We start from the raw sequence: 21,428 nt of genomic DNA, 5'->3' as shown, positions 1-21,428 counted from the left end.
CAGGTTTGCTTCGGGCATGATTCAAACCCGGGCGGGCCGGGCAGACTTCGCCGGTGACAACCGCTGTTGTATCGCGAGGCCGGAATAAGCACCTGAGCGGCGCCGTCTGTGCACAGGGCGCCGCGCTAATTTCCGCGGCGCGCCTCAAAAGCACAGCGCTGTGGCCGATATCACCGCGATACACAGTTTTCGATCAACCGCGTGCAGAGACTGAGGAGGAATCAGTGTGCAGGTCGAATGTGGCAGTGCCCCGCCGGGAGCAGCCGGCGCCGGTGGAACCGCATGGACGCGACGAGCGCGGTGAATCCGAGGGACGTGGGCTGTTATTCGCCGCGGTGTTAGCTGTCCTGCTGGCGACGGGTTGGGCGGCCAACCATTTCGCCGGGTTGATCCCCGCACTCAGTGATCACCAGCACCTCGACCGGGAAACGCTCGACGCGATCTTCGGGATCTACGCGGTGGGACTGCTGCCCGGGCTGCTCATCGGCGGCCGCGTGTCGGATTTGCTGGGACGCCAGTCGGTCGCCTGGGCGGGATCGATCATCGCGCTCACGGGCACGGTCGCAATGTTGGTATCGCAGCATTCCACGGTCTTGCTCGGCGGTCGTCTGGTGGTCGGGGCCGGGGTCGGGCTGGTTGTAAGCTCTTGCACCGCATGGGCTTCCGACATGAAGGGGCCGGCCGGCGCCGCCGTTGCTGGTGCCGTCCTGACGGCCGGTTTCGCGGTCGGACCGTTCGCGTCGGGCGTGATCGCCTCGGAGGGGCGGTCCGGGCTTTGGAAGTCGTTCGGAATCGCCGCCGTGCTTGTCGTACTGGCGACCGTGGTCGCGGTGGTGGCGGCCCAACGCGCGGACGTGACCGCCTCGGCACCGGTTCCCGGTCCGGAGCAGACCGCTTCGGGACGTCCCGCCATCGCACGGGCGTTGAGCTGGGCGCTACCACTGTCGCCGTGGGTGTACTCGTCGGCGACGCTGGCATTCGTCACGATCCCCACCCATGTGCACACCGGGCTCGCGGCGCCGATGGCGGCGGGGACCGCGGCGCTGATTGCCAACGGCGTCAGCGGCATCACTCAGTTGATCGCCCGCGCGCGTCAGTGGGGCCCGCAAGCGGGCACTATCGGCGCCGCCCTGGCCGCGCTCGGCTATGCGGTGGCCGCGGCGGCGCCGTCCACCATGCCGCTCGGGGTGGGCCTGTCGCTCCTGGTGGTTCTCGGCTGCGCGTCCGGGCTGCTGCTGCGCGAGGGCCTGATCGACTTGGAAGCTGCTGCACCGCAACGCTTGCGGGGTGCCCTCACCGGAACGTTCTACACCGTGAGCTATATCGGGTTCGGCCTGCCGATGCTGTTGAGCACCATCGGGTCGGCCGAGGCCGCCGCGACGATCCTGGCGGTGATGGCGGTGCTGGCGTTCACGACCGCCACCGCCCGGGCGGTGCGCCTGCGCCGAAACACCCACCGGCAGAGCGATTTCCGGTCTGTTTGAGCGCCGGCCGCTACAGCGCCAGCGCTCGGCGCAGCACGGCGATCTTCTCCGCCTCTTCCCGCCGTGAGATCACCGCGTCCTGGATCAACATCGAGCCGTGGAAAGTTCCAGGGAACAAATGCAATTCGACGGTCACGCCGGCGGCGAGCATGGCCAGCGCGTAGGCGACGCCTTCGTCGCGCAGCGGGTCGAAATGCATGACCGAGACGTACGCGGGCGGCAGACCCGCCAAATCGGTGGCACGAGCCGGCGCCGCGTAGATCGGCACGTCGTCGGTGCCGGCGCGACCGGCGCCCAGATAGCTGTCCCAGCTGACGACCGCTCGGGGGCGGCTCCACAGCGGGGTATCGGTGAAGTCGGTCATGCTCGCGGTGGTGAGCCGGTCGTCGAGTTCGGGCACCGAAAGGAACTGGAACGCGATGTGCGGGCCGCCGCGGTCCCGCGCCAGCAGAGCCAGCGCCGCGCAGAGTCCGCCCCCGGCGCTCATACCGTGGATGGCGATGCGTTGCGGATCGATACCTAGCTCGTCGGCCTGCGCGGCCATCCAGACCAGCCCGGCGTACACGTCCTCCAGTCCACCCGGAAACGGCGTTTCGGGTGCGAGCCGGTAGTCGACGGACACCACGACGACGCCGAGTTCGCGGGCAAGCATGACGTTGGAACCGTGCTCGGTTTCGAGGTCGCCGGCGATGAAACCGCCCCCGTGCACGCTGTACACCCCGGCCGCAGCGCTGGGCTGATCGGGCCGGTAGATGCGGATCGGCACCGCGGGATCGCCGTCACGGCCCGGGATTTCGCGGTCCTCGATCTGCACTCCGGTGGTGTCCGGCACGGGAAGCGCGGCGATGAAGTCCGACATCGCCGCCCGGATGGCCAGCGGATCATCACCCGGCAGGTCGGGCAGATGTGGAAGCACCGCAGCGATTTCCGGGTCGAACGCATACGTCGTCATGGGCACTCCTGAATATGTCACCGGCAAGGTCGCTCGCTATATTGCCCCCGGCATCGGTGTCTGGCTAGCCCGATTTCGCCTTTTTGCGCACGCTGGATAGGTCTTCGCGTTTTCGATACGGCCGCCCGGGTGGAATGAAGTCGGGCACCAATCGGTTCCTATATGTCGATGAAATTCCTGCTGATAACGCTGATCACGCATGTTCCGGATGCTGTTTCGGGCAAACAGCTCAGCCCGGCCGAGCGGTTGCGCGATGTGCTCGACAAGGCGGTGCTCGCCGAGGAGCTCGGTTTCGACGGCTTTGCGGTGGGCGAGCGCCACGAGGATCCGTTCATCTCGTCGTCGCCCCCGGTGGTGCTGAGCCACATCGCGGCACGCACCTCGAAAATCAGTCTGTTCACCGGGGTTACGACGTTGAGCTTGCTTGATCCGGTCCGCGCATTCGAGGACTACTCCACGCTCGACAACCTGTCCGGCGGGCGCCTCGAGCTGATCATCGGCAAGGGCAACGGGGCGGCGCAGGCCCAGTTGTTTCACGTGACGGCCGAAGACCAGTGGGACCGCAATCGCGAAGGTTACGAGCTGTTTCGGCTGCTGTGGGAGAGCGACAACGTGACGTGGTCGGGCAGGTTTCGGCCGCCTCTGGTCAACGCCAAGACACTGCCCCGGCCGCTGCAGCAGCGGATCCGGATCTGGCATGGCAGCGCCACCAGCAGGGACTCCGTCGACCTCGCGGCTCGTCACGGTGATCCGATCTTCTCCGCCAATGTCATCAACCCCGTCGAGCCGTACGCGGAGCTGGTGCGCCATTACCGACAGCGCTGGGAGTGCTACGGACACCGCCCCGAGGATGCCTTGGTGGGCGCCGGAACCGCGGGGTTTTACCTGGCCCGAACGTCGCAGGAAGCGGTGGCGGCCTACCGGCCGATGTTCGAGGCGCGCCTGGCATTCGCGCGCCGCGCCGGGGCCCCGGTGGTGTTCGACTCGATCGAGGATTTCGTCGAGCGAAGCTCCGCATTGGTGGGCAGTCCCGAGCAGGTGATCGACAAGGTGGGTCGCTACCACGAGCAGCTCGGCCACGAAGTGATGCACCTGTCCGCCGATACCGACGGCATCACGGCCGGCCAGCAGCGTCGCAGCCTGGAACTGATTCAGGCTGACGTCGCCCCGATTCTGCGTGAGCGCATTCCGAGTCGGCCGCTCGTTGCTCAGTCGGCTGCCAAAGAGGTTGTCGGCTAACTACTTCCACGCGAATACCGGTTGCTCGAGGTGGTCGACCGAATCGTGGCGTCCTTCCAGGCACAACCACCGCAGCTGCAACAACACCGCGCCGGTCGGTGCGTGGATGAGGTCATTTCCCAACGGGATCTGCACCACCGGTCGCGGGCTCTCCTCGATCTTGATGAACCGCGGCGAGTCATCGCGCTGCAACTGATGGAGCCCCACCCGGTATACGGCCACGACCTCGTCGGGGGCCGGGTCGGGATCGAGCCGTCCGCCTCCCCAGATCACCACCGGTGTGATGACGTACCCGGATCGCGTCGGATAGTCGTCGAGCAGGCCCAGCACCGACGAGCCGGGCAATGCGATCCGCACCTCTTCGCGCAGTTCCCGCAATGCCGCGTCGACGGCTGTCTCGCCCGCGTCGAGCCGCCCGCCCGGAAGTGCCCACTGCGCCGCGTGCGAGGTGAGGCGAGATGCCCTGCGGCACAGCAGAAATGCCGCGCCCCCCGAGACGTCGACCATGCGGCCGTCCAGATCGGCTGCCGGCATCGGTCGACCGGCGTTCCAGTCCGGGACAAACACCGGATCGACGCGGTCCTCCCCTACCTCCGAATCAACCAGCACCACCGCGACGGCCGCGTGTCGCTTGGTCGGATCGGTGACCACGCGACGGTCATGGCTCGCGAGATGGTCGCGAATCCGGTCGCGCAGTGCCGCGTCGTAAGGGATCGTCACTTCTCGAGCGTAAGCGGCACCGCCCTCAGTTCTGCCGCCCGGCCAGCTCGGCGACGAAGCGGTCGATGAAGCCGTCCGGTGCCCCGCCGCCGGCGGGCCGGATGACGAACTTCGTCAATCCGGCATCCAGGTAGGCGTCCAGCTGCCGATGTAGCTGATCCCAGCTGGCGGCGATCAGGTCGGCGGGGTCGACGTCGGGGCGACGCCGGCGGGCCGCGGCGACCAACTCCGGCGACAACTCGCCGTCCGCGACGCCCAGCGAAATGCCGAAGTGGTCCGGCTCGATCTGCCGGCCGGCCTGCTCCGCGGCCCGCTCGATCGCCTCGCGCCCGGCGCGCGCCTCATCCGGCGTCAGAAAGCTGCCCAACCAGCCATCGGCCAGCCTACCGATGCGCCGAAATGCCGCCGGCGCCGATCCGCCCAGCCAAATGTCCAGTGGCGGAGACGGTTTCGGCGTGATCACTGCCCCGCTGACGGAAAAGTAGCGGCCGCTGTAACCGGCCGAGTCCTCGGCCAGCGCCCAACGCAGTACCCGCAGCGATTCGTCGAACACCGCGGCCCGCTCTCCGTCAGGCACCTCGAACAGCTCGCGCTCGGCCGGTATCGCCGACCGCAAACCGAAGGCCGGAAGCACCCGCTTGGGTGCGATGGCCGCCAGCGACGCCAGCTGTTTGGCCACCAGCACCGGATGGCGGCCCGGCAGCACCGCCACCGACGTGCCCACCTTCAACCGGGTCGTCCGGGCGAGCGCGTACGCCATGCCCACGACGGGATCCACCGTGGGGGCGTAGACCAGCTCGGAGAACCACAGCGAATCGACCCCGCTGTTCTCCAAATGATCGACGATGCCGGCGAGCTGATCGGGCGTGCTGTTCGCAGCCAGTCCAACCCCGAAGCGAATCTTCACCCGCGTCTCCCTTCGCGCTTGGCCCACCTGCGTATCGCAACGCGGCGGCGCCGCCGTTTGTGCCCCTTACTATCGGAGAACCATGACCGACAGCGACGTGGTGACGATCACGCAATTGGTGAACCTGTACGGGCTGGCCGTCGACTCCCAGCGATGGGAACTGTTCGACCGGATCTTCGCCGCGGACGTGGAAGCCGACTACGGCCCGACGTCGCGCTGGACGGATCTCGAGCAGTTCAAGTCCGACTTCGCGGCGTTCCACGATCCTTTCGATGCCACCCAGCACACGATGTCCACCCATGTCGTGCAGGTCGAGGGGGACCGCGCGCACAGCTTCTGCAACGGCAGCTGGCGCCTGCTGCGCAAGGCCACCGACGGCGACCCGCTCTGGGACGGCAGCGGCTGGTACGACGACTCGCTGGTGCGTACCGGCGGCGGATGGCGGATCACGCACCGGGTATGCCGCATCACCTGGTGGACCGGCAACCCGTTGGTCAACGAGACGATTGCGGGCGTGAAATTCGACCTGGCCACCTCCGTGCTGCGCCGCGAAGCCGAGGCCGGACGCGTCGGGATCCTCCGCGTCGTCGAATAACGCGGCCGTCAGGCGGTGGCGAACTTCTCGGCCAACTCCACGGCCTCCCGCTGAATGCGCTCGAACTGGGCACCCATCGCTTCGGCTAGCGCCGTGGCACCCGACAGCGGACGCACCATCACCGTGAACTCGTCGATCAGGCCGCTCTCGTCGAAATGCAGGAAGTCGCAGCCGGTGAGCTTTACGCCCGGCACACCGGCGATGCCGGTCTCGAAGATCAGCGCGTGGTCGCGACCGTCGGCGCCCGAGATCTCACGGACGTAGCGGAAACCCTCGAAGATGCGCAGCACGCCACGCAGAATCGCCGCGGTGATCGGCTTGCCGACGTACGGCTTGAACGCCACCGGGCTGGTGAACACCACGTCATCGGCCAGCAATGCCTGGATGGCCGCCTCGTCGCGGTCCTCGACCGCCTTCCGGAAGGGATGCATCAGATCATGGTGCCGGATCGGCGAGGTAGTGCGCGAACACGGGTCGCAGCCATTCGACGAGCTGGGCGTCGTCCATGTCGGCCAGCGGCGGCAGGCACAGGATGTTGCGGGCCACCGCCAGGCCGAGCAGTTGCGACCCCAGCAGCGCGGCACGTTCGGGGGCGCGATCGGGGACGACGGCCGCCAGGGCCGGCGCCACCTGGTCGACGAAGACCTCGACGAGCGCTTCCGCGGCGCCCCGGTTGGTCGCGGCCGAGCGCAGCAACGGCAGAAACGGTCCGTGCGGTCCCCAGACGGCAACGAACATCGGCACCAGCACATCGGCGATCTGGTCGGGCGCGATCTGCGACAGATCGGGGAATTTGACGTCGATCCGGGAGGCTGCCGCGAACAGCTCCGCCTTACTGCCGAAGTAGTGCATCACCAGCGCCGGGTCGACGCCCGCCGCCGAGGCGATGGAACGGATGGTGGTCCGTTCGAACCCCAGATCTCCGAACTGCGACCGCGCGGTCGCCAAGATCGTCGACCGGGTGGTTTCTCCATCGCGGACTTTCGCCGGCATGATGCCCAGTGTATTCAACAGCTGTTGACATGGGCCGCACCGGGGTCTAGCGTCTGAGTTCAACAGTTGTTGAACTCATCATTCGGGGGTGCGACCATGACCGTCACGGCGATCCAGATCGGGCTCGATCCCGACGTGATCAACTACTCCTCACCCGACTTCGCGCAATTTCCCGGCCTTTCGCGGGAGAAGCTGCGCACCGCCAACAACGACAACGTCGCCGCGCTGCGGGACGCGGGCTACCGGGTCGACAACTGCCTGATCGCGTTCGGGGAGGCGGGAGTGGACAAAGCCCGCAAATGGCTCAACGCCAAGCGCTACGACGCGGTGCTCATCGGCGCCGGCATCCGGCTGGTCGCCAGCAACACGCTGCTGTTCGAGTCGATCGTCAATGCCGCGCACACCGCACAGCCCGGCTGCCGCTTCGTCTTCAATCGCGCAGCCGTGGCGACGCCCGACGACATCCGCCGCTGGTACCCGCACCCGGAAGCGATGGCGCGATGACCATCCACCGCGTCGATGTCGTCGTCGTCGGCGCCGGGCCGACGGGGCTGACCGCCGCCGGTGACCTTGCGCGCGCGGGCCGCTCGGTCACCGTTCTGGAACGCTGGCCCACCCTCAACCCGTCCAGCCGTGCTTTCGCCACCATGGCCCGCACGCTGGAGGTCCTCGACGCCCGGGGGCTCGCCGAGGATCTGTTGGCACGCTCCCATCGAGCGCCGGGAGTCACGATTTTCGGCGGGGCCCGCATCGACCTCACCCACCTCGATTCGCCCTACCGATTCGCGATGATCACGCCGCAGACCAATGTCGATCGGGCGCTGGCCGATTACGCCGTCGCGCAGGGTGCCGACATCCGGCGCGGCGTCGAAGTCATCGGACTCGACCAGGACGCCGACGGCGTGACCGTGGTCGCACGACCAAACGGCGACGGCGCGAGCGAGCAGACCCGGTGGCGGGCAACGTATCTGATCGGCGCCGACGGCGCGCACAGCACGGTTCGCGCCCTGGTGGGTGCGGACTTCCCCGGGCGCACGATCATGTCGTCGATCGTGCTGGCCGATGTGAAGGTCGCGCACGGGCCCACCGGAGGCGGCCTGACGCTGGGCAGTACTCGCAACGAGTTCGCGTTCCTGGCCCCTTACGACGACCGCGACGACAGCGGGTCGTGGTATCGCGCGATGGTCTGGGACCGCAAGAATCAGCAGCCCGACAACGTGCCCGTCGAGTCCGACGAGATCGCCGGCATCTTGGCGCGGGCGATGGATCTTGATCCCGAATTGCTCGAGGTTGGGTGGAAGTCCCGATTCCATTGCGACGAACGCCAAGTCGGGCAGTACCGGCATGAACACGTGTTTCTGGCCGGCGACGCCGCCCATGTCCACTCCCCCATGGGCGGTCAGGGCATGAACACCGGCATCCAGGATGCGGCCAACCTCGCGTGGAAGATCGACGCGGTGCTCGCCGGTGCCGACGACGCGGTGCTGGACACCTACCACGACGAACGTCATCCGATCGGCCAGCGGGTGCTGCTGCAGTCCGGCTTGATGGCCCGCGGTATCAAACTGCGTCAGCCCGTCGCCCGTGCAATGCGAAACATCTTGGCGCCCAGGGTGCTTCGCATACCCATGGTGCGTGATGCGATCGCCGGAGGCTTCGCCGGGACCACGCTGCGGTATTCGCACCGGCACGGCGAGAGCCCGTTGGTCGGCACCCGGGCCACGCAGATCCCGTTGCGGCATGGCCGGCTCACCCAACTGCAACGCCTGCCCGGCTTTGTCTTCATTCGCGAACGCGGCGCGGCCCCGTTCGACGCGGCCGGACTCGTTCAGGTCGAGCGGGCAGACGAGGGACCGGCGGTGTTGGTGCGTCCCGACGGCTACATCGCCTGGGCGGGCTCGTCGGCCGACCGGACCGCGGCAGCCCAGACGCTGGCGCGCTGGACGGGTCACGAAACCGCCTGCCTGGCACGGTAATCGGCCGTCAGGCGGTGGCCTCGACTCCCACCAGGTGGGCCAGCTGCTTGGCCGAATAACGCCCCGGGCCGTGGGCACTGTGCACTGCTGCCCGGGCGGCGCGGGCCAACGCGGCGTTCAGCGGCGCCGCGATGCCGTGCCGGTGAGCCAGCCGGACGATCTCGCCGTTGAGGAAGTCGGTCTCCACATTGCCGGTCTGGCGGGTCAGCGATTGCCAGGTGGAATTGCTCGGCCCGGCAGCGGTTCCCGGCACCGGCCGTATCGTCGGTCCGTCCGCGCGGGCGGCCGTCGAAACCTCGAATGAGATGAACTCGATCCCCGCGTGCCGCAACACATTTTCGCCTTCGCGCCGCACCGCTTCCACCACCGCGCCCGCCGCGTCGCCGGTGAGGGCACCCACGGCGTTGCCGAGGTTGCTCAGCAGCTTGTTGTACTTCCACGGGGCGACGTCGTCGGGCGTACGCACCCGAACCCCCGCCGCGGTCCAGGATTCCGCGAGCCCCGCCAACAACTCGGCGTCGTCTCGCGTGCGCAGTGCCGCCGGCCACCGCGCGATGTGGAACTGCCCGACCACCGGCCAGGCCCGCACGACGACCTCACCCGGTTCCAGATGCACGGCCGGCAGCCACACGCAGATCCCGAAGACCCGCCGAAAGTAGCGCAACGCTTTCTCTTCTGCGGCAACGCCATTGAGGGCGGTCATGGCCGGCAGGTGCTCGCCGGCGCTGCCCAGCACGCCGTCCGGGCCGTGGACGCGTTGGTCCACCCGGTCCTGCAACGCCGCATCGAGCTGTTGGGTCTTGGTCGCGAATACCAGGACGTCGCGATCGGTCAACCGAACGTCCTCGGGCCGCGAGGCCGTGGTGACCGCGGCGCGAAAGGTTCCGTCGGGCGTCCGCATGGTGATGCCCTCGGTGGCCAGCACTTCGGCATGGCGACCGCGCGCAACCAACACCGTGGGAGTGCCGGCGCGGGCCAGCACCCCGCCCACGGTCCCGCCGATAGCGCCGGCGCCGACGATCACGTATCGGTGGTCAACTCGTGCAGACAATCGGGCCCCACCTTCCGTCGGCTCCGCGCGTTTCTTGCGCGAGGTTACGTCGGCTCCCTTGGAAATGGGTGGGCACGCGAAAGCGGGCCTCCTCGGGAGGTTGCTGGCACCCCTCGACCAGCAACCCCTGGAGGAAGCCCGCTTTTCCGTGCGATCCCAGGTCTGTAGTCACGTGACTACAATGTAGTGTAGACACGTGACTACACGCAGCGCAAGCCCCGGTTCGGCGCAAGAATCCGTCCCGACCGGCCGCGACGAGGTGACCGCCGCGATCCTGGACAGCGCCGCCGAGATGTTCGCCGAGCGCGGCCCGGCCGCGGCGTCGATTCGCGACATCGCCGCCAGGGCTCACGTCAACCACGGACTGGTGTTTCGCCATTTCGGGACGAAGGAGAAGCTCGTCGCCGCCGTCCTCGACGACCTGGCGGCCAAGCTGACCAAGTTGACCGACGGCGTGGCGTCCCAGGAAGAGGTCGAGGTGGCCACCTCGCGACATTTGCGGGTCATCGCCCGAGCGCTGCTCGACGGGTTCCCGGCCGGCAAACTGCAGTCCAGCTTTCCCGCCGCCGCCAGGTTGCTGGAGGGGATCCGACCCGAGCACGAGAGCGAAGCGAGCGCCCGACTGGGAGCCGCGAACGCGATCGCCCTGTTGTTGGGTTGGCAACTGTTCGAGCCGTTCGTGCGCTCGGCGACCGGACTTGAGGATCTGACCCGGGAGCAACTGCGCGAATCGATGTTCGCCGAGATGGCCAGGCTTGCCGAACCGCACTGAGGCCCGGGCGTTGTCGTCTCGAGATTCGCAACGGGCGGATCCTCGGTAGGCTGAGCTGGCGTCGAAAGCCCCGAGGAGGCGCTTATGTTCCGCACCATGTGGGCGCGTTGACATGAGCCAGACGACGCCAACCGCGACCGACGACCGTCTGGCGCGGCTGCCGTTACCGCCCGGTCCGCGAGTCCCCGGCGCGGTGCAGACCGCACTGTTCTCGCATCGGGACCGGATCACGCCGTGGTTGCGCAAGCGCTACGGCGACGTCATCGCGGTCTCCGTGCTGGGCCGCCCCTCCGTGCTGGTGTGCAGCCCGGAGCTCAATCGGTCGGTGCTGGGCGGCGAGCCGACAACCTTCCACGCGGGCGAGGGACGAATCCAGGGGATCCGCAACGTGATGGGTGAGCGCTCGGTGGTGACCACCGACGAGGCCGCGCACCAACGGCTCCGCAAACTGCTGGTGCCGCCCTTCAACGGCGCCGCGCTGCGCGGCTATCGGGACATGATGAACGAGCTGGCCGCCAAGGAAATGCGGCGGTGGCCAATCGGCACCCCGTTCGCCGCGCAGCCCCGGATGAACGCCGTGACGTTGGAGATGATGCTGCGCGTGGTCCTGGGTCTCAGACAGGGACCGCAGCTCGACGCGCTTCGTGTTCCGTTCTCGCGTCTCGTCTCCGCATCCATGGCCGTTTACGCGGGCGAGGTGGTACCGCAGTTGCAGCGGTTCGGGCCCTGGAAGCGCTTCCGTCAGCTACGGGAAGGCATCGACGACGCGCTCTACGCCGAGATCCGCGAGCGTCGCGGCGCCGGAAACACCGCCGACCGCGGCGACGTGTTATCCCAATTGATCGCCACGCAAGTCGACGGTGACCGGCTCTCGGATGCCGAACTGCGTGACCAGATGGTCACGCTGCTGCTGGCCGGCCACGAGACCACCGCGATCACGCTGTCCTGGACCCTGCACGACCTCGCGCATGATCAAGCACTGCAGGACAAGGCTATTGCCGCCGTCGACTCCGGCGACGACAAATATTTCGAAGCCGTGATCAAAGAGTCGATGCGGCTACATCCCGTGTTCTACGCCGTCGCACGTCGACTCACCCACGATGTCGAATTGGGTGGCTATCGTGTCCCGGCCGGCTACACGGTGTTCGCCGGTATCGGCCCGGTGCAGTCCGATCCGTTGCAGCACGCCGATCCGCACGTCTTTCGTCCCGAGCGATTCTTCGACGGCTCGGCCACGGCCTGGAACTGGTTGCCGTTCGGTGCCGGCGTACGACGTTGTCTCGGTGGCGGATTCGCGATGATGGAGTCCACCGCGATCCTTCGTGAGGTCCTGCTCAACTACCGCCTCACGCCCGGCCGTCGCCGGCCCGAGACTGCCCGCGCCCGCCACGTCGTCTACGTCCCATCCCATGGCGCCCGTATCATTGCCCACCGGCGTACCAAATAGGTTGTCAGAGCATTGAACTGATCATCGCTCCGCCGTCGTTGTCAACCTGTAGGGTCGCGTTGTCGTTCTGCCTGAAGTTGACGAATGCCGTCTGCCGCGTCGAGGTGTTCAACAGTTCGTTGAAGGTGCCGATGACGGGAATGGGTCCCGCGCCGCTCCAACCCGGCGCGGGCGTGACCGAGACGGCGCCCGTGACGGGAACCGAGTCCGCCGAAGTCAGCCGCACTGACCGGCGGGTGCCGGTCGCGGCCATGACGACCGCCGCGGTCGCGACACCGACGGCCGCGAGCAACCACACCCGCCGTGCGAATCCTCGACCCTGGTAATGCACTCGTGGTAACGGGGTGCCCATGCTCTCGCTCCTGACGCTATAGGGGCGAATACCTAACTCGCCCTTCGACTTTTAGCGTCGCCGTGAGCGCGCAGAGCTGTCCAAGATCGGGTTGCTATGGCCCGATACACACCGCTTATGAAAGCCTTCAGGCAGCGGTTGCCGGGCTAGCCGTGAGGAGGGTCACCTCGGAGTGCACGTGGCCGCAGGTACCGCAGCACACTTCGTACTTGAGTTCGGTCTTGCCGACTTCCAGGAACCGGTACTCGGCGAATGCCGCGCATCGTGGGCACCGCGTGCGACCGTGCTCTACCGTCGTCATCTCCGGCCCCCTTCTCGACAGTGGCTCCGTGGAAATACTCGCTCGAGGGCTGGTCAAACCATTGATTTCAAGGCTCTCCGTTCGGCGGCCTATTGACCGCTTTGAACACATATCGTTAATGTGTTCAAGTGCCCGTCGATGCCGCGCGAGACACCAGGCAGGTGCCGAACGCGTTGTTGGCCGCCGCCTCCGACACGCTGCGCCAGCTGGGACCCCGGCGCTTCAGCTTGACGGCGGTGGCCGAAGCCGCCGGCGTGTCGCGTGGCACCGTCCACAATTTGTTGGGCACCCGCGACAACGCGATTGCCACCGCGCTCAACCAGTTGGCCGCCGGCTTCATCGAGACCATGGCCGTCGAGGTCGCCAAGGAAGCCACCCTGGCCGAGCAAGCGGCGGCGGTCGCGGTACTGATTTGTGCGCATCGTCAACGCTCGCAGTCGATGCCGCGCGGCCTCGATCGCGGCATCCTGGTCCTGCTGTTGGATCACGGCGGCGACGAGCTGATGCGCCGCTCCATCGAATTGTGGAAGCCCTTGGTCAAAGCCGCCCAGCGCACCGGAGAAGTCGGCCCGTCGGTCGACGCGGCGCGTGCTAGTGAATGGATCGTGCGAATGCTGTTCAGTTTCGAGTTGATCCCGCCCATCGCGGTCAACCTCGACAATCCGCGTGCCGTGCGCCGGTACGTCTGCGATCACATCGTCGCCGGTCTGGCCGGAGCCGACCGTGGCTGAACCCGACCACGAAGTGGCGATCATCGGCGCCGGACCGGGTGGGATCGCGGCGGCGAAGTTATTGCGCGACAAGGGCATCACCGACTTCGTCATACTGGAACGCGGACCCGACTTCGGCGGCACCTGGCGGGACAACCACTACCCCGGCCTGGCCGTGGACATCCCGGTGCTGTGGTACCAGTTGTCCTTTGCGCCCAATCCCAATTGGACGCGATTCTTTGCACCCGGTCCCGAGATCTACCAGTATCTGCGCGACACCGCGACCCGCTTCAAGCTTTACAAACACCTGCGCGCCAATGCCGAAGTAGTCCAACAGAAGTGGGACGCGTCGGCCAGTCTGTGGCACCTGAGCATCAGGGACCAGCCCGCGGTTTCGGCGCGCTTCCTGATCAACTCGGTGGGCGGTTATGTCAACGCCAAGAACGTGACCGACATCGACGGCCTCGACGATTTCACCGGAACCATCCTGCGGCCCAACGCCTGGGATGACGACTACGACACCGCGGGTAAACACATCGCCATCGTCGGCACCGGGTCCAGTGGAGTCCAGATCGCCGGGGCGCTATCCAGCCGAGCCGCCAGTCTCGTTGTCTATCAGCGCACCCCGGCGTGGGTGCTGCCCAAGATCGACTTCGACATCCCGTCGTGGATGCGCCGGCTGTTGCGGTTGCCCGGCATGGTCGGCGCCGTCAACGCCCTGGGCCGGGCCAGCATGGACGCTTTCATGCTCGCACCGCTGATGCACCTGCTGCCGCTGCTGCCGGACCGAGCACTCACGCGTCTCATGCCGCTCTACGACGGCTGGTGTCGGCTGCTGTATCGATTGCTGCTGCGCGCAGTCGTCGAAGATCCACAGACGCGCCGGGCGCTGGTTCCGCGTTATGGCCTACTCGCAAAGCGCCCGGTCATCTCCAGCAACTTCCTGCCGGTGTTCAACCACTTGGGCACCCAGCTGGTCACCACCCCGATCGAGCGCATCACCCGCACCGGCATCCGCACCACCGACGGCACCGAGCGTCCGGCCGACCTGATCGTGCTGGCCACCGGCTACGAGCTGTGGACCGATCCCGAGACCTACCGACCCGGAACCATCCTGGGCGACAACGGCTTTGACCTCGCGCAGTATTACCGCGCCGAGGGGTTGCGCAGCTACTCCGGGACGGCGCACCCGCGGCTGCCCAACCGGTGGGAGATCGTCGGCCCACTGGGTTTCGTCGGATTCGCCTGGCCCGACTTCGTCGAGACGATGGCGGCCCATGCCGTGCGGATGATCGACGAGGTCCGACGGCGCGGCGCGACGTCCGTCGCGGTCAGCGAGTCGGCGTTCGAACGCTGGAACGATCGGATGCACCGGCAGGGCAAAGCCGTTCACCTGTACCTGACGGCATGCAACCCCGGTCTGTCCACCTACTTCGTCAACTCACAGCGCGACACGGTCTATCACCGCCCGCAGACCATCACCGCGTCGCGGCGGTTCAGCCGACGATCGCCGCTGACGGACTACGACTTTCGCACCCACCCCGCCGTTCAGCAGCCGGCGCCGCAAGCAGAGGAGCTCACGGCATGACCGACACCGCCACCCCGTTAGTCGGGAAGGTCGCCTTCGTGACGGGAGCGGCCCGCGGACAGGGCCGCTCGCACTGCATCCGGTTGGCCCGGGCCGGCGCCGACATCGTCGCGATCGACGCGTGCGCACCGGTCGCCGAACACAACGGCTATCCCCCGGCGACGCCCGAAGACCTCGCCGAGACGGTCAGCCTGGTCGAGGGCGAGGGCCGCAAGATACTGGCCGGCGAGGTCGACGTTCGCGATCTGGCCGGCCAGCAGCGGGTCGTGTCGAATGCGGTCGAACAGTTCGGGCGGCTGGATATCGTCGTGGCCAACGCCGGGGTGCTGAATTGGGGCCGGGTGTGGGAGATTTCGGCGCAGCAGTGGCAGGAGACCCTCGACACCAACCTCACCGGGCTGTGGAACACCATGAAATCGGTGGTGCCGGCGATGATCGACGCCGGCAATGGCGGTTCGATCATCAACATCAGCTCCGCGGCGGGCATCAAGGCCGTGCCGGGCTGCGGACATTACTGCGCAACCAAATTCGGGGTCGTCGGGCTCACCAACTCGTTGGCGGTCGAACTCGGAGAATTCGGTATCCGCGTCAACTCGGTGCACCCCTACGGCACCGACACCCCGATGGGCAACGACCTGTCGATGTATCAGGTCTTTCAGGACCACCCGCACTACATCCACAGCTTCTCGCCGGGCGCGCTGCCGACCGATTCGCTGGCGGCCCCCGACCTGATTTCCGACATCGTGGTGTGGCTCGCCAGCGATGCGTCCTCGTTGGTCACCGCCGCCCAAATCCCGGCCGACAAGGGCTATCTCAAGATCTGAGACTATCGACTCAATACCGGCCTGAGATCGTCGAGACGGTCGAACAGGTGCCAGATGTATCCCGATGATCCGTTCTCGCGATGCGGGTGCAGGTCGGCCAGTTCCGGGTCGTTGCAGTAGCTGTCGAAGGCCTCGCGCGATTCCCACTCCACGAGGATCAGCACCCGACGCGGTTCGATGTCGCCGACAATCGCGTCCTGGAAACTTCCGAGCGCGACGACACGGCCACCGTGCTTGGCCACCTCCGCCGGTGAACGTCGTGAGTACGCGCGGTATTCGTCCGCATCGGCGATGTCGAAGAGGTTCAACGCATAAACGGTCATGTTCGCCGACGTTACGCCGCTACCGCAGGCTGACGAGTTGATCGACGGAGTCCTTGGGCAGCTCTCCGTCGACAACCGCGCTGACGGTCATGTTCTGCAACGTGATGGCGCCGCCATGGTTGTCGAGGAACGCGGTGTCGGCGGCATCGCGCCCGGTGGCGATGCGGACCATCGATTGCCGGGGCGCCAGGCACGTGGCGTCGACGACTCGCCACACGCCGTCGATCAGCGCCTCGGCCACCGCGTGAAAATCCATCGGCTGACATCCGGGCGCATACACCGCCGCCAATCGGGCCGGGACGTTCACGGCGCGCAGCAGCGCGATGACCAGATGGGCGTAGTCGCGACACACGCCCGCACCCGCGAGCAGGGTATCGGCGGCGCCGTCGATCGGATCGCTGGATCCCGGGACATAGTTCAGCCGAGTACCGACCCACGACGAGACCTTCTCGAGCAACGCGGCCGACGTGCCGTATTGCTGGAATTCCGTCGCGGCGAATCCGAAGAACTTGTCGGCTTCGGCGTATCTGCTCGGGCGCAGATACTTGATGGCGTCGATGTCGCTGACCGGCTCGGGGTCGGCCTCACCGGCGACCGTCGCCGAGTACGACAAGGTCACCGTTCCTTTGTCGGCGGCCACGACGTGGATGCGCGAGCGGTGCGCGCCGATGATCTCGCGCGGTTGGACGGCCTTGCCGTTTCGTTTGATCGTGAGCGTTTCGCTCACGTCGATGCCCGGCTGGCGGCTGATCGCGACCTGAAAATCCAGCACCGTCGGTTCGGTGACCTCGAGTTCCATTTCCACGCCGACGCTGCGGCAAGCGTCGGTCGTGCTGCCGTCTTGCGGTGCGCCGCGGCGCCTGAATGCAGGCATGCGATCAAGCCCTTTCGTCTAGGCCAGCCGACTCCCGCTCGCTGCTTGGCAGGGCTTTCGTGTACGCACTTTCTACCGCACTACTGCCGCGTCCGCCCGTCGATCTAGACGACCGGCAGAGTCAGCCGCGATGCTCCGTGGGCGACAGTGTGGCGCGACGGCTTCATGGCGGACGCGGTCAGCGGGGGTTCACCCGTCCCGAGGTTGCGGGCGTAATGCGGGTGCGAGCCGCCGGCGATCATCAGTCTGATCCTCGTCCCGGCACGGAAGCGGTGTGCGATGGCATCCAAAACGATTCGCACGGTTGCGTCTTGGTCGGCGCGCCGGAGGAAACCTTCGGAGACATTGCGCGAGCGGCCGCGCGAGTCGACTTCGCTGAGCCGGACGAAGACGTCAGCGTGCGGGTTGTCGGTGGAATGTTCGAGTTCCACCGATGGTGTTCCGATTACCTCCCAGTCGCGCGTCAACCGCGTTGTGGTGAAGGTGATCACGTCGTCTCGGACGCTCAGGGCGGTGTCGTCGCGATAACCGGCGTTGGAAGCCGACAGCAACGGCCCGCCGATGGTCGGAGTGGGATCGGCCGGGTCGTAGGTGAAGCACGACCGCGACCCGTCTTCGGCGGGCGCTTCCTCCGACAGTGCGCCCCCCGCATTGAGATAGAGGGTGCGGGATTGGCTGGCGGGCGGCCAGTCCGGTAGCTCGCGCCAGCCCGGGCCGCCCGTCACGAAGATTCGGACGGGGCTTCGCTCCGCCGACGTCACGCTGCCGAGATGCCGCGCCAGCCAGGGCAGCGTCTCGCGCGTGATCAAGCCCGCCGCCTTGCCCAGCATCTGAAGGTGAGTCCACGCACCGATGTGCAGCGCGGGATTTGAGCCGTTGGCCTTCAGCCGCCGGTACTGCTCGAGCGTCTGGCTTAGGAAAAGGTCTTGCCACCCGCCGATCAGCAACACCGGAATGTTGGTGCGGTCCGGGGCGGCCTCGACGTCCGCGCGCCGCCAGAACTCATCGCCGACGCTACTGTGTTCCAGTGCGTCTTCGTACCATGTCGCTCCCGGCCCGAGCAGGTCCCGTCCGCTGCGGCCCAGGGGCAGACGATTTGCCGCAAGCCGCACTCCGCGCTCGGAAGTGAATTGGCGCAGCGTCTTTCGCGCGGCGCCACCGACCTCTTGATTGGCGACTTGGGCGCACCACCACAGCACGTTGTTCAATGCGAGTCCGCCGTTGCGCGCGATGAGCGACTTGGACTCGTGGGGTCCGACGATGATGACGGCCGTGACCAGCTCCGGGGGCGGGTCGACGAGCAGCGCCCACTGCGTGAAGCCCAGATACGACTGGCCGAGCGTGGCGAAGGTGCCGGTGAACCAGGGCTCGCCCCGCAGCCATGCCACGGTGTCGGCCCCGTCTTCGACCTCGTTTGTGGCCGGCTCGAACACGCCGCCGGAGCCGAATGTCCCTCGCACACTTTGCAATACGACGTGATAGCCGCGTTGCGCATACGCCTGGGCGTATATCCAGGACAGCGGTACGCCGCGGCCGTAGGGGCTGCGCAGCAGTAGCGTGCCGGCCGGTGTCGCGGTGCGTGGCACGTAGTGGTCGGCGCGCAGGACGACGCCGTCGCGCATCGGCACGGGCACGTCTTTGCGCAGCGAGTAGTCGGTCGTTGCCGGCGGCAAGCCGAGCATGCGGGTCATCGCGCGATCGACGACCTGCATTCGCGCCGAGCGGGGTAGCGATGGATCTCCACGAATTAGATTGTCTGTCATGGTATTTCCCGATCGCCTGCGAATGCCCGCCAGTCGTCACCCGATGAACCGGTCCCGACTACTGGGCCGCCCTGCTGGCCAGGTCGATCGCGTACTGCGTCACGAAGGTGCCCGCCGGCGGGTCACCCTTGCCGCACGATCCGTCGGATTCGCCGGGACGCTTGATCCACAGGTAGGCGTCGGCGTGCGCGCCCGCGGTGTTCGCGGTGGGCGGCGTGCCCAGCGCCCGGCCGCTGGGATTGCACCAGTTGAGTTCGGCGTCGGGCGCCGGTCCCGCACCGTTGCGCGACGTGTCGATCACGTAGTGCGAACCATTCGTGAGCCCCGAAATCGCTTCGCCATAACCGATTTCGTCCTCGGTGGTGAAGAAGTTCGCAGTGTTGACACTGAACCCCCGCGCGTGGCCGACGCCGGCCTGGTTGAGTCGGGCGGCCATGTCCTCGGCACTGTGCCAGCGCAGGTGCCCCGCATCGACATAGACGGCCGCGTTCGGATCCCGGGTCAGCGTGTCGACGGCGTAGCGGATCAGGTCGAAGCGTTCCTGGCGCGCGTCACCCGACAAACAATCGGCCATCGCGAGCGCGTCGGGTTCGACGACGATCGCCACGCGCGAGGCACCTATGCCGGCAGCGATGCCGTCGATCCAGCCTCGGTAGTCGGCGCCCGACCCGAGACCGCCGGCAGCGAAGCTGCCACAGTCGCGGTGCGGGATTCCATAGATCGACAGCACCGGGATGGCACCGGCGGCATTCGCGTCGCCCACGTACTTTCCGACCGTGCCCGCCGAACCGCCCGGGACGATCCAGTACGCCTGCGGGGTGTTGGCGATGGCGGTCAGCTGGGGACTCGGCGGGTCGGCGCTCTGCGCGGCGCGCATGGCCGCCGACGTGGGATTGACGTAGAACGGCGCGCCGGCCAACGGGTTCCCGTCGCTGGTCAAGCGCACCGTCGGGACGTGCGCTGGGCTGGCCAAAATACCGATGCAGGCGACGGCCGCAATGGTCACACAGGGAGCAATCCACCGCGCCAAGGCGCGCGCAGCTGAGGAGATCACACCAGGGAAATTAGTGTGTCAAGGCATCGAGCGCGCAACCGGCCCAAGAATCGATCGGCTCAGCCCCACCAGAACGACGCGGCGATGATCCCGTAGAGCACTACTAGGGTCGCGCCTTCGAGCCAGGTCGATTCGCCGTCGAACGAGATGAATGCGGTGAGCACGACCGCGAGCAGCAGCGCCACCACCAACATCGGACTGAAGACCAGGGTCAGCCCGGCCATGCCGGCGAACTGCGAGACGAGCACCAGCACCGGCCCTAGCACCAGCGAGATCTGAAGTGGCGAATTGAGGACGACCGAGAACGCGTACGCGGACTGTCCCTTGGCAGCCAGCTGAATGCCGACGAAGTTCTCCACCGCGTTGCCGGCGATCGCCACCACGACCAGCCCGGCGAACACCTCGGAGATATTGAGCGCGTGCATCGCCGGCTGCAGCGCGTCGACGAACCACTCCGACACGAAGGCCGCCAGGACGCCGGCGGCGGCCAGCATCCCGATCGCGAGCCAGACCGGCCAGCGCGGGTGCTCGTGAAATCCGGCGGATTCGACCTCGTGGTCGTCGCGGCGCAGCGAGGCCGGCAGGGACAGCGCGAACAGGCCCAGCAACAGCACCGAGACGACGATCGACAGCGCATCCTCGTGGTGGGACGCCGGGGTGTGGATCCAGTAGGCGACCGACGGGATCGACAGCGCGGTGACCGACAGCAACATCAGCACCGTCACGGTGCGCGCCCGGTTCGAGCCGAGTTGCTGGGGGCCGTGACGCAGTCCGCCGGCCACGAATGCGAGTCCCAGCACCAGCAGGAGGTTGGCCAAGATGGACCCGACCAGCGCGGCACGGACCACGTCGACCAGGCCGTGCCGAAGACTGAACAGGCAGATGAAAAGCTCGGGGAGATTGCCGAGCGCTGACTGGAGCACGCCGGTGGCGCCGGCTCCGAAGCGGTCGCCGAGCTGATCGACGCTGTGGCCTACCACCGCCGCCAGAACGCCGACCGCCGCGGCCGCGACGATGAACGTGAGCACCGAGTTCCAACCGCCGTAATGGGCGAATCCGGCGCACAGCGTCAACGCCACCGAGAGGAGCAACAAGATTCGATCGGACCGGACCAGTACGGGCGTTGCGGCGGCCGACATGGGCCCAACCTTAATGGGTCGTGGCACCGCGCGTCGTGCCGCAACATTGACCATCGGCCGGATCCGACAACAATGGGGACTGCATCAGCCGATCACGAACCGTCGCGTCGAGGAGTGTGGATGTCACCCCGTTCGCTTGCATTGATCATCGGAAGCTTCCGAACGGCAGGCGGATTGGCCGGTTACTTTTGGCCGACCGCTTTCGCGCGACACGGGCAGATCCCGGGCGCCGGGGACGACGCGGATTCACGCTATGTGACTCGCTTGTTCGGAGCACGCGACATCGTGATCGGCGTTGCGACGGTGGCGGGCCCGGCGACGCGTACCGCGCTGTGGATGGGCGCGATATGTGATTAGTCGCGGC

23 protein-coding genes are annotated in these 21,428 nt (G+C 67.1%); 10 read left to right on the top strand and 13 right to left on the bottom strand.

From position 1 onward, the window contains the following. Positions 1-272: 272 nt before the first annotated feature. Positions 273-1,484, top strand: a complete 1,212-nt coding sequence (locus BN973_RS02615) for an MFS transporter (protein WP_036465720.1) — start codon at positions 273-275, stop codon at positions 1,482-1,484. Positions 1,485-1,494: 10 nt separating this feature from the next. On the opposite strand, the gene BN973_RS02610 is transcribed toward BN973_RS02615, so the two are convergent. After that, positions 1,495-2,436: an alpha/beta hydrolase gene (locus tag BN973_RS02610; protein WP_036465717.1), complete on the bottom strand. Its 942-nt coding sequence runs from the start codon at positions 2,434-2,436 to the stop codon at positions 1,495-1,497. 168 nt (positions 2,437-2,604) lie between these two features. On the opposite strand from BN973_RS02610, the gene BN973_RS02605 reads away from it, so the two are divergent. Then, positions 2,605-3,675 carry an LLM class flavin-dependent oxidoreductase gene (locus BN973_RS02605; RefSeq protein WP_036471955.1) on the top strand — a complete coding sequence of 357 codons (1,071 nt, stop codon included), beginning with the start codon at positions 2,605-2,607 and terminating at the stop codon, positions 3,673-3,675. Here the strand turns inward: BN973_RS02605 and BN973_RS02600 are convergent, their stop codons facing one another. Continuing rightward, complete coding sequence (locus BN973_RS02600) at positions 3,676-4,395, bottom strand: NUDIX hydrolase (protein ID WP_036465715.1); 720 nt, start codon at positions 4,393-4,395, stop codon at positions 3,676-3,678. It abuts the gene before it with no gap. 25 nt (positions 4,396-4,420) lie between these two features. After that, the gene (locus tag BN973_RS02595; protein ID WP_036465713.1) at positions 4,421-5,302 is read right to left on the bottom strand and encodes a TIGR03854 family LLM class F420-dependent oxidoreductase; all 882 of its coding nucleotides are present in this window, start codon (positions 5,300-5,302) and stop codon (positions 4,421-4,423) included. An 82-nt stretch (positions 5,303-5,384) separates the two neighbouring features. On the opposite strand from BN973_RS02595, the gene BN973_RS02590 reads away from it, so the two are divergent. After that, positions 5,385-5,897 carry a nuclear transport factor 2 family protein gene (locus BN973_RS02590; protein ID WP_051641092.1) on the top strand — a complete coding sequence of 171 codons (513 nt, stop codon included), beginning with the start codon at positions 5,385-5,387 and terminating at the stop codon, positions 5,895-5,897. 8 nt (positions 5,898-5,905) lie between these two features. On the opposite strand, the gene BN973_RS02585 is transcribed toward BN973_RS02590, so the two are convergent. Together BN973_RS02585 and BN973_RS02580 are read right to left on the bottom strand one after the other, a co-directional pair. Continuing rightward, on the bottom strand, positions 5,906-6,328 hold the full coding sequence (locus tag BN973_RS02585; protein ID WP_036465711.1) for a nuclear transport factor 2 family protein: 423 nt from the start codon (positions 6,326-6,328) through the stop codon (positions 5,906-5,908). A 4-nt stretch (positions 6,329-6,332) separates the two neighbouring features. Next, positions 6,333-6,890 carry a TetR/AcrR family transcriptional regulator gene (locus tag BN973_RS02580; protein ID WP_036465709.1) on the bottom strand — a complete coding sequence of 186 codons (558 nt, stop codon included), beginning with the start codon at positions 6,888-6,890 and terminating at the stop codon, positions 6,333-6,335. Between the two features lie 96 nt (positions 6,891-6,986). On the opposite strand from BN973_RS02580, the gene BN973_RS02575 reads away from it, so the two are divergent. Together BN973_RS02575 and BN973_RS02570 are read left to right on the top strand one after the other, a co-directional pair. Then, a complete protein-coding gene (locus tag BN973_RS02575; protein ID WP_036465707.1) occupies positions 6,987-7,394 on the top strand; it encodes a hypothetical protein in 408 nt (135 codons plus the stop codon). Further along, positions 7,391-8,866, top strand: coding sequence for an FAD-dependent oxidoreductase (locus BN973_RS02570; protein WP_036465705.1), 1,476 nt, complete (start codon positions 7,391-7,393; stop codon positions 8,864-8,866). Before BN973_RS02575 ends, BN973_RS02570 begins: the two co-directional genes overlap by 4 nt. A gap of 7 nt (positions 8,867-8,873) precedes the next feature. On the opposite strand, the gene BN973_RS02565 is transcribed toward BN973_RS02570, so the two are convergent. Further along, positions 8,874-9,917, bottom strand: coding sequence for a ketopantoate reductase family protein (locus tag BN973_RS02565; RefSeq protein WP_036465703.1), 1,044 nt, complete (start codon positions 9,915-9,917; stop codon positions 8,874-8,876). A gap of 196 nt (positions 9,918-10,113) precedes the next feature. Between BN973_RS02565 and BN973_RS02560 the strand changes: the two genes are divergently transcribed. Next, a complete protein-coding gene (locus BN973_RS02560; RefSeq protein WP_084163276.1) occupies positions 10,114-10,689 on the top strand; it encodes a TetR/AcrR family transcriptional regulator in 576 nt (191 codons plus the stop codon). Between the two features lie 112 nt (positions 10,690-10,801). After that, positions 10,802-12,136: a cytochrome P450 gene (locus tag BN973_RS02555; protein WP_036465699.1), complete on the top strand. Its 1,335-nt coding sequence runs from the start codon at positions 10,802-10,804 to the stop codon at positions 12,134-12,136. Positions 12,137-12,140: 4 nt separating this feature from the next. Here BN973_RS02555 and BN973_RS02550 read toward each other — a convergent pair whose 3' ends face one another. Together BN973_RS02550 and BN973_RS31335 are read right to left on the bottom strand one after the other, a co-directional pair. Further along, positions 12,141-12,488 (bottom strand): hypothetical protein, encoded by a 348-nt coding sequence (locus BN973_RS02550; protein WP_139830360.1) that lies wholly within the window; start codon positions 12,486-12,488, stop codon positions 12,141-12,143. 127 nt (positions 12,489-12,615) lie between these two features. Next, positions 12,616-12,789 carry a hypothetical protein gene (locus tag BN973_RS31335; RefSeq protein ID WP_169718265.1) on the bottom strand — a complete coding sequence of 58 codons (174 nt, stop codon included), beginning with the start codon at positions 12,787-12,789 and terminating at the stop codon, positions 12,616-12,618. Between the two features lie 128 nt (positions 12,790-12,917). Between BN973_RS31335 and BN973_RS02545 the strand changes: the two genes are divergently transcribed. The 3 genes from BN973_RS02545 to BN973_RS02535 are packed head-to-tail and all read left to right on the top strand — an operon-like array spanning position 12,918 to position 15,911. After that, a complete protein-coding gene (locus BN973_RS02545) occupies positions 12,918-13,520 on the top strand; it encodes a TetR/AcrR family transcriptional regulator (RefSeq protein WP_036465697.1) in 603 nt (200 codons plus the stop codon). Next, entirely contained in the window at positions 13,513-15,087 is a 1,575-nt protein-coding gene (locus BN973_RS02540) for a flavin-containing monooxygenase (protein ID WP_036465695.1), read from the top strand. Before BN973_RS02545 ends, BN973_RS02540 begins: the two co-directional genes overlap by 8 nt. Further along, positions 15,084-15,911 (top strand): mycofactocin-coupled SDR family oxidoreductase, encoded by an 828-nt coding sequence (locus BN973_RS02535; protein ID WP_036465693.1) that lies wholly within the window; start codon positions 15,084-15,086, stop codon positions 15,909-15,911. Before BN973_RS02540 ends, BN973_RS02535 begins: the two co-directional genes overlap by 4 nt. Positions 15,912-15,913: 2 nt before the next feature. Here the strand turns inward: BN973_RS02535 and BN973_RS02530 are convergent, their stop codons facing one another. The 5 genes from BN973_RS02530 to cax form a co-directional block, all read right to left on the bottom strand. Beyond that, entirely contained in the window at positions 15,914-16,234 is a 321-nt protein-coding gene (locus tag BN973_RS02530; protein WP_036465692.1) for a DUF1330 domain-containing protein, read from the bottom strand. 19 nt (positions 16,235-16,253) lie between these two features. After that, on the bottom strand, positions 16,254-17,108 hold the full coding sequence (locus BN973_RS02525; RefSeq protein ID WP_051641089.1) for a transglutaminase-like domain-containing protein: 855 nt from the start codon (positions 17,106-17,108) through the stop codon (positions 16,254-16,256). A 104-nt stretch (positions 17,109-17,212) separates the two neighbouring features. Beyond that, entirely contained in the window at positions 17,213-18,871 is a 1,659-nt protein-coding gene (locus tag BN973_RS02520; RefSeq protein WP_036465691.1) for a CocE/NonD family hydrolase, read from the bottom strand. Positions 18,872-18,929: 58 nt separating this feature from the next. Then, complete coding sequence (locus BN973_RS02515; RefSeq protein WP_036465690.1) at positions 18,930-19,925, bottom strand: glycoside hydrolase family 6 protein; 996 nt, start codon at positions 19,923-19,925, stop codon at positions 18,930-18,932. Positions 19,926-19,984: 59 nt separating this feature from the next. After that, positions 19,985-21,064: a calcium/proton exchanger gene (gene cax, locus BN973_RS02510; RefSeq protein ID WP_036465689.1), complete on the bottom strand. Its 1,080-nt coding sequence runs from the start codon at positions 21,062-21,064 to the stop codon at positions 19,985-19,987. Between the last annotated feature and the right edge of the window lie 364 nt (positions 21,065-21,428).

Origin of the sequence: Mycobacterium triplex, from assembly GCF_000689255.1 — a bacterium.
GTDB lineage: Bacteria > Actinomycetota > Actinomycetes > Mycobacteriales > Mycobacteriaceae > Mycobacterium > Mycobacterium triplex.
The sequence above is the reverse complement of the archived record's forward strand: the minus strand, read 5'-3'. Positions and strand labels throughout refer to the sequence as shown.

Coding starts and splice junctions, on each gene's coding strand:
- BN973_RS02610 (WP_036465717.1), bottom strand. CDS start 2,436: ATGACGACGTATGCGTTCGACCCGGAAATCGCTGCGGTGCTTCCACAT.
- BN973_RS02605 (WP_036471955.1), top strand. CDS start 2,605: ATGAAATTCCTGCTGATAACGCTGATCACGCATGTTCCGGATGCTGTT.
- BN973_RS02590 (WP_051641092.1), top strand. CDS start 5,385: ATGACCGACAGCGACGTGGTGACGATCACGCAATTGGTGAACCTGTAC.
- BN973_RS02585 (WP_036465711.1), bottom strand. CDS start 6,328: ATGCATCCCTTCCGGAAGGCGGTCGAGGACCGCGACGAGGCGGCCATC.
- BN973_RS02580 (WP_036465709.1), bottom strand. CDS start 6,890: ATGCCGGCGAAAGTCCGCGATGGAGAAACCACCCGGTCGACGATCTTG.
- BN973_RS02575 (WP_036465707.1), top strand. CDS start 6,987: ATGACCGTCACGGCGATCCAGATCGGGCTCGATCCCGACGTGATCAAC.
- BN973_RS02570 (WP_036465705.1), top strand. CDS start 7,391: ATGACCATCCACCGCGTCGATGTCGTCGTCGTCGGCGCCGGGCCGACG.
- BN973_RS02555 (WP_036465699.1), top strand. CDS start 10,802: ATGAGCCAGACGACGCCAACCGCGACCGACGACCGTCTGGCGCGGCTG.
- BN973_RS02550 (WP_139830360.1), bottom strand. CDS start 12,488: ATGGGCACCCCGTTACCACGAGTGCATTACCAGGGTCGAGGATTCGCA.
- BN973_RS31335 (WP_169718265.1), bottom strand. CDS start 12,789: ATGACGACGGTAGAGCACGGTCGCACGCGGTGCCCACGATGCGCGGCA.
- BN973_RS02535 (WP_036465693.1), top strand. CDS start 15,084: ATGACCGACACCGCCACCCCGTTAGTCGGGAAGGTCGCCTTCGTGACG.
- BN973_RS02530 (WP_036465692.1), bottom strand. CDS start 16,234: ATGACCGTTTATGCGTTGAACCTCTTCGACATCGCCGATGCGGACGAA.
- BN973_RS02525 (WP_051641089.1), bottom strand. CDS start 17,108: ATGCCTGCATTCAGGCGCCGCGGCGCACCGCAAGACGGCAGCACGACC.
- BN973_RS02520 (WP_036465691.1), bottom strand. CDS start 18,871: ATGACAGACAATCTAATTCGTGGAGATCCATCGCTACCCCGCTCGGCG.
- cax (WP_036465689.1), bottom strand. CDS start 21,064: ATGTCGGCCGCCGCAACGCCCGTACTGGTCCGGTCCGATCGAATCTTG.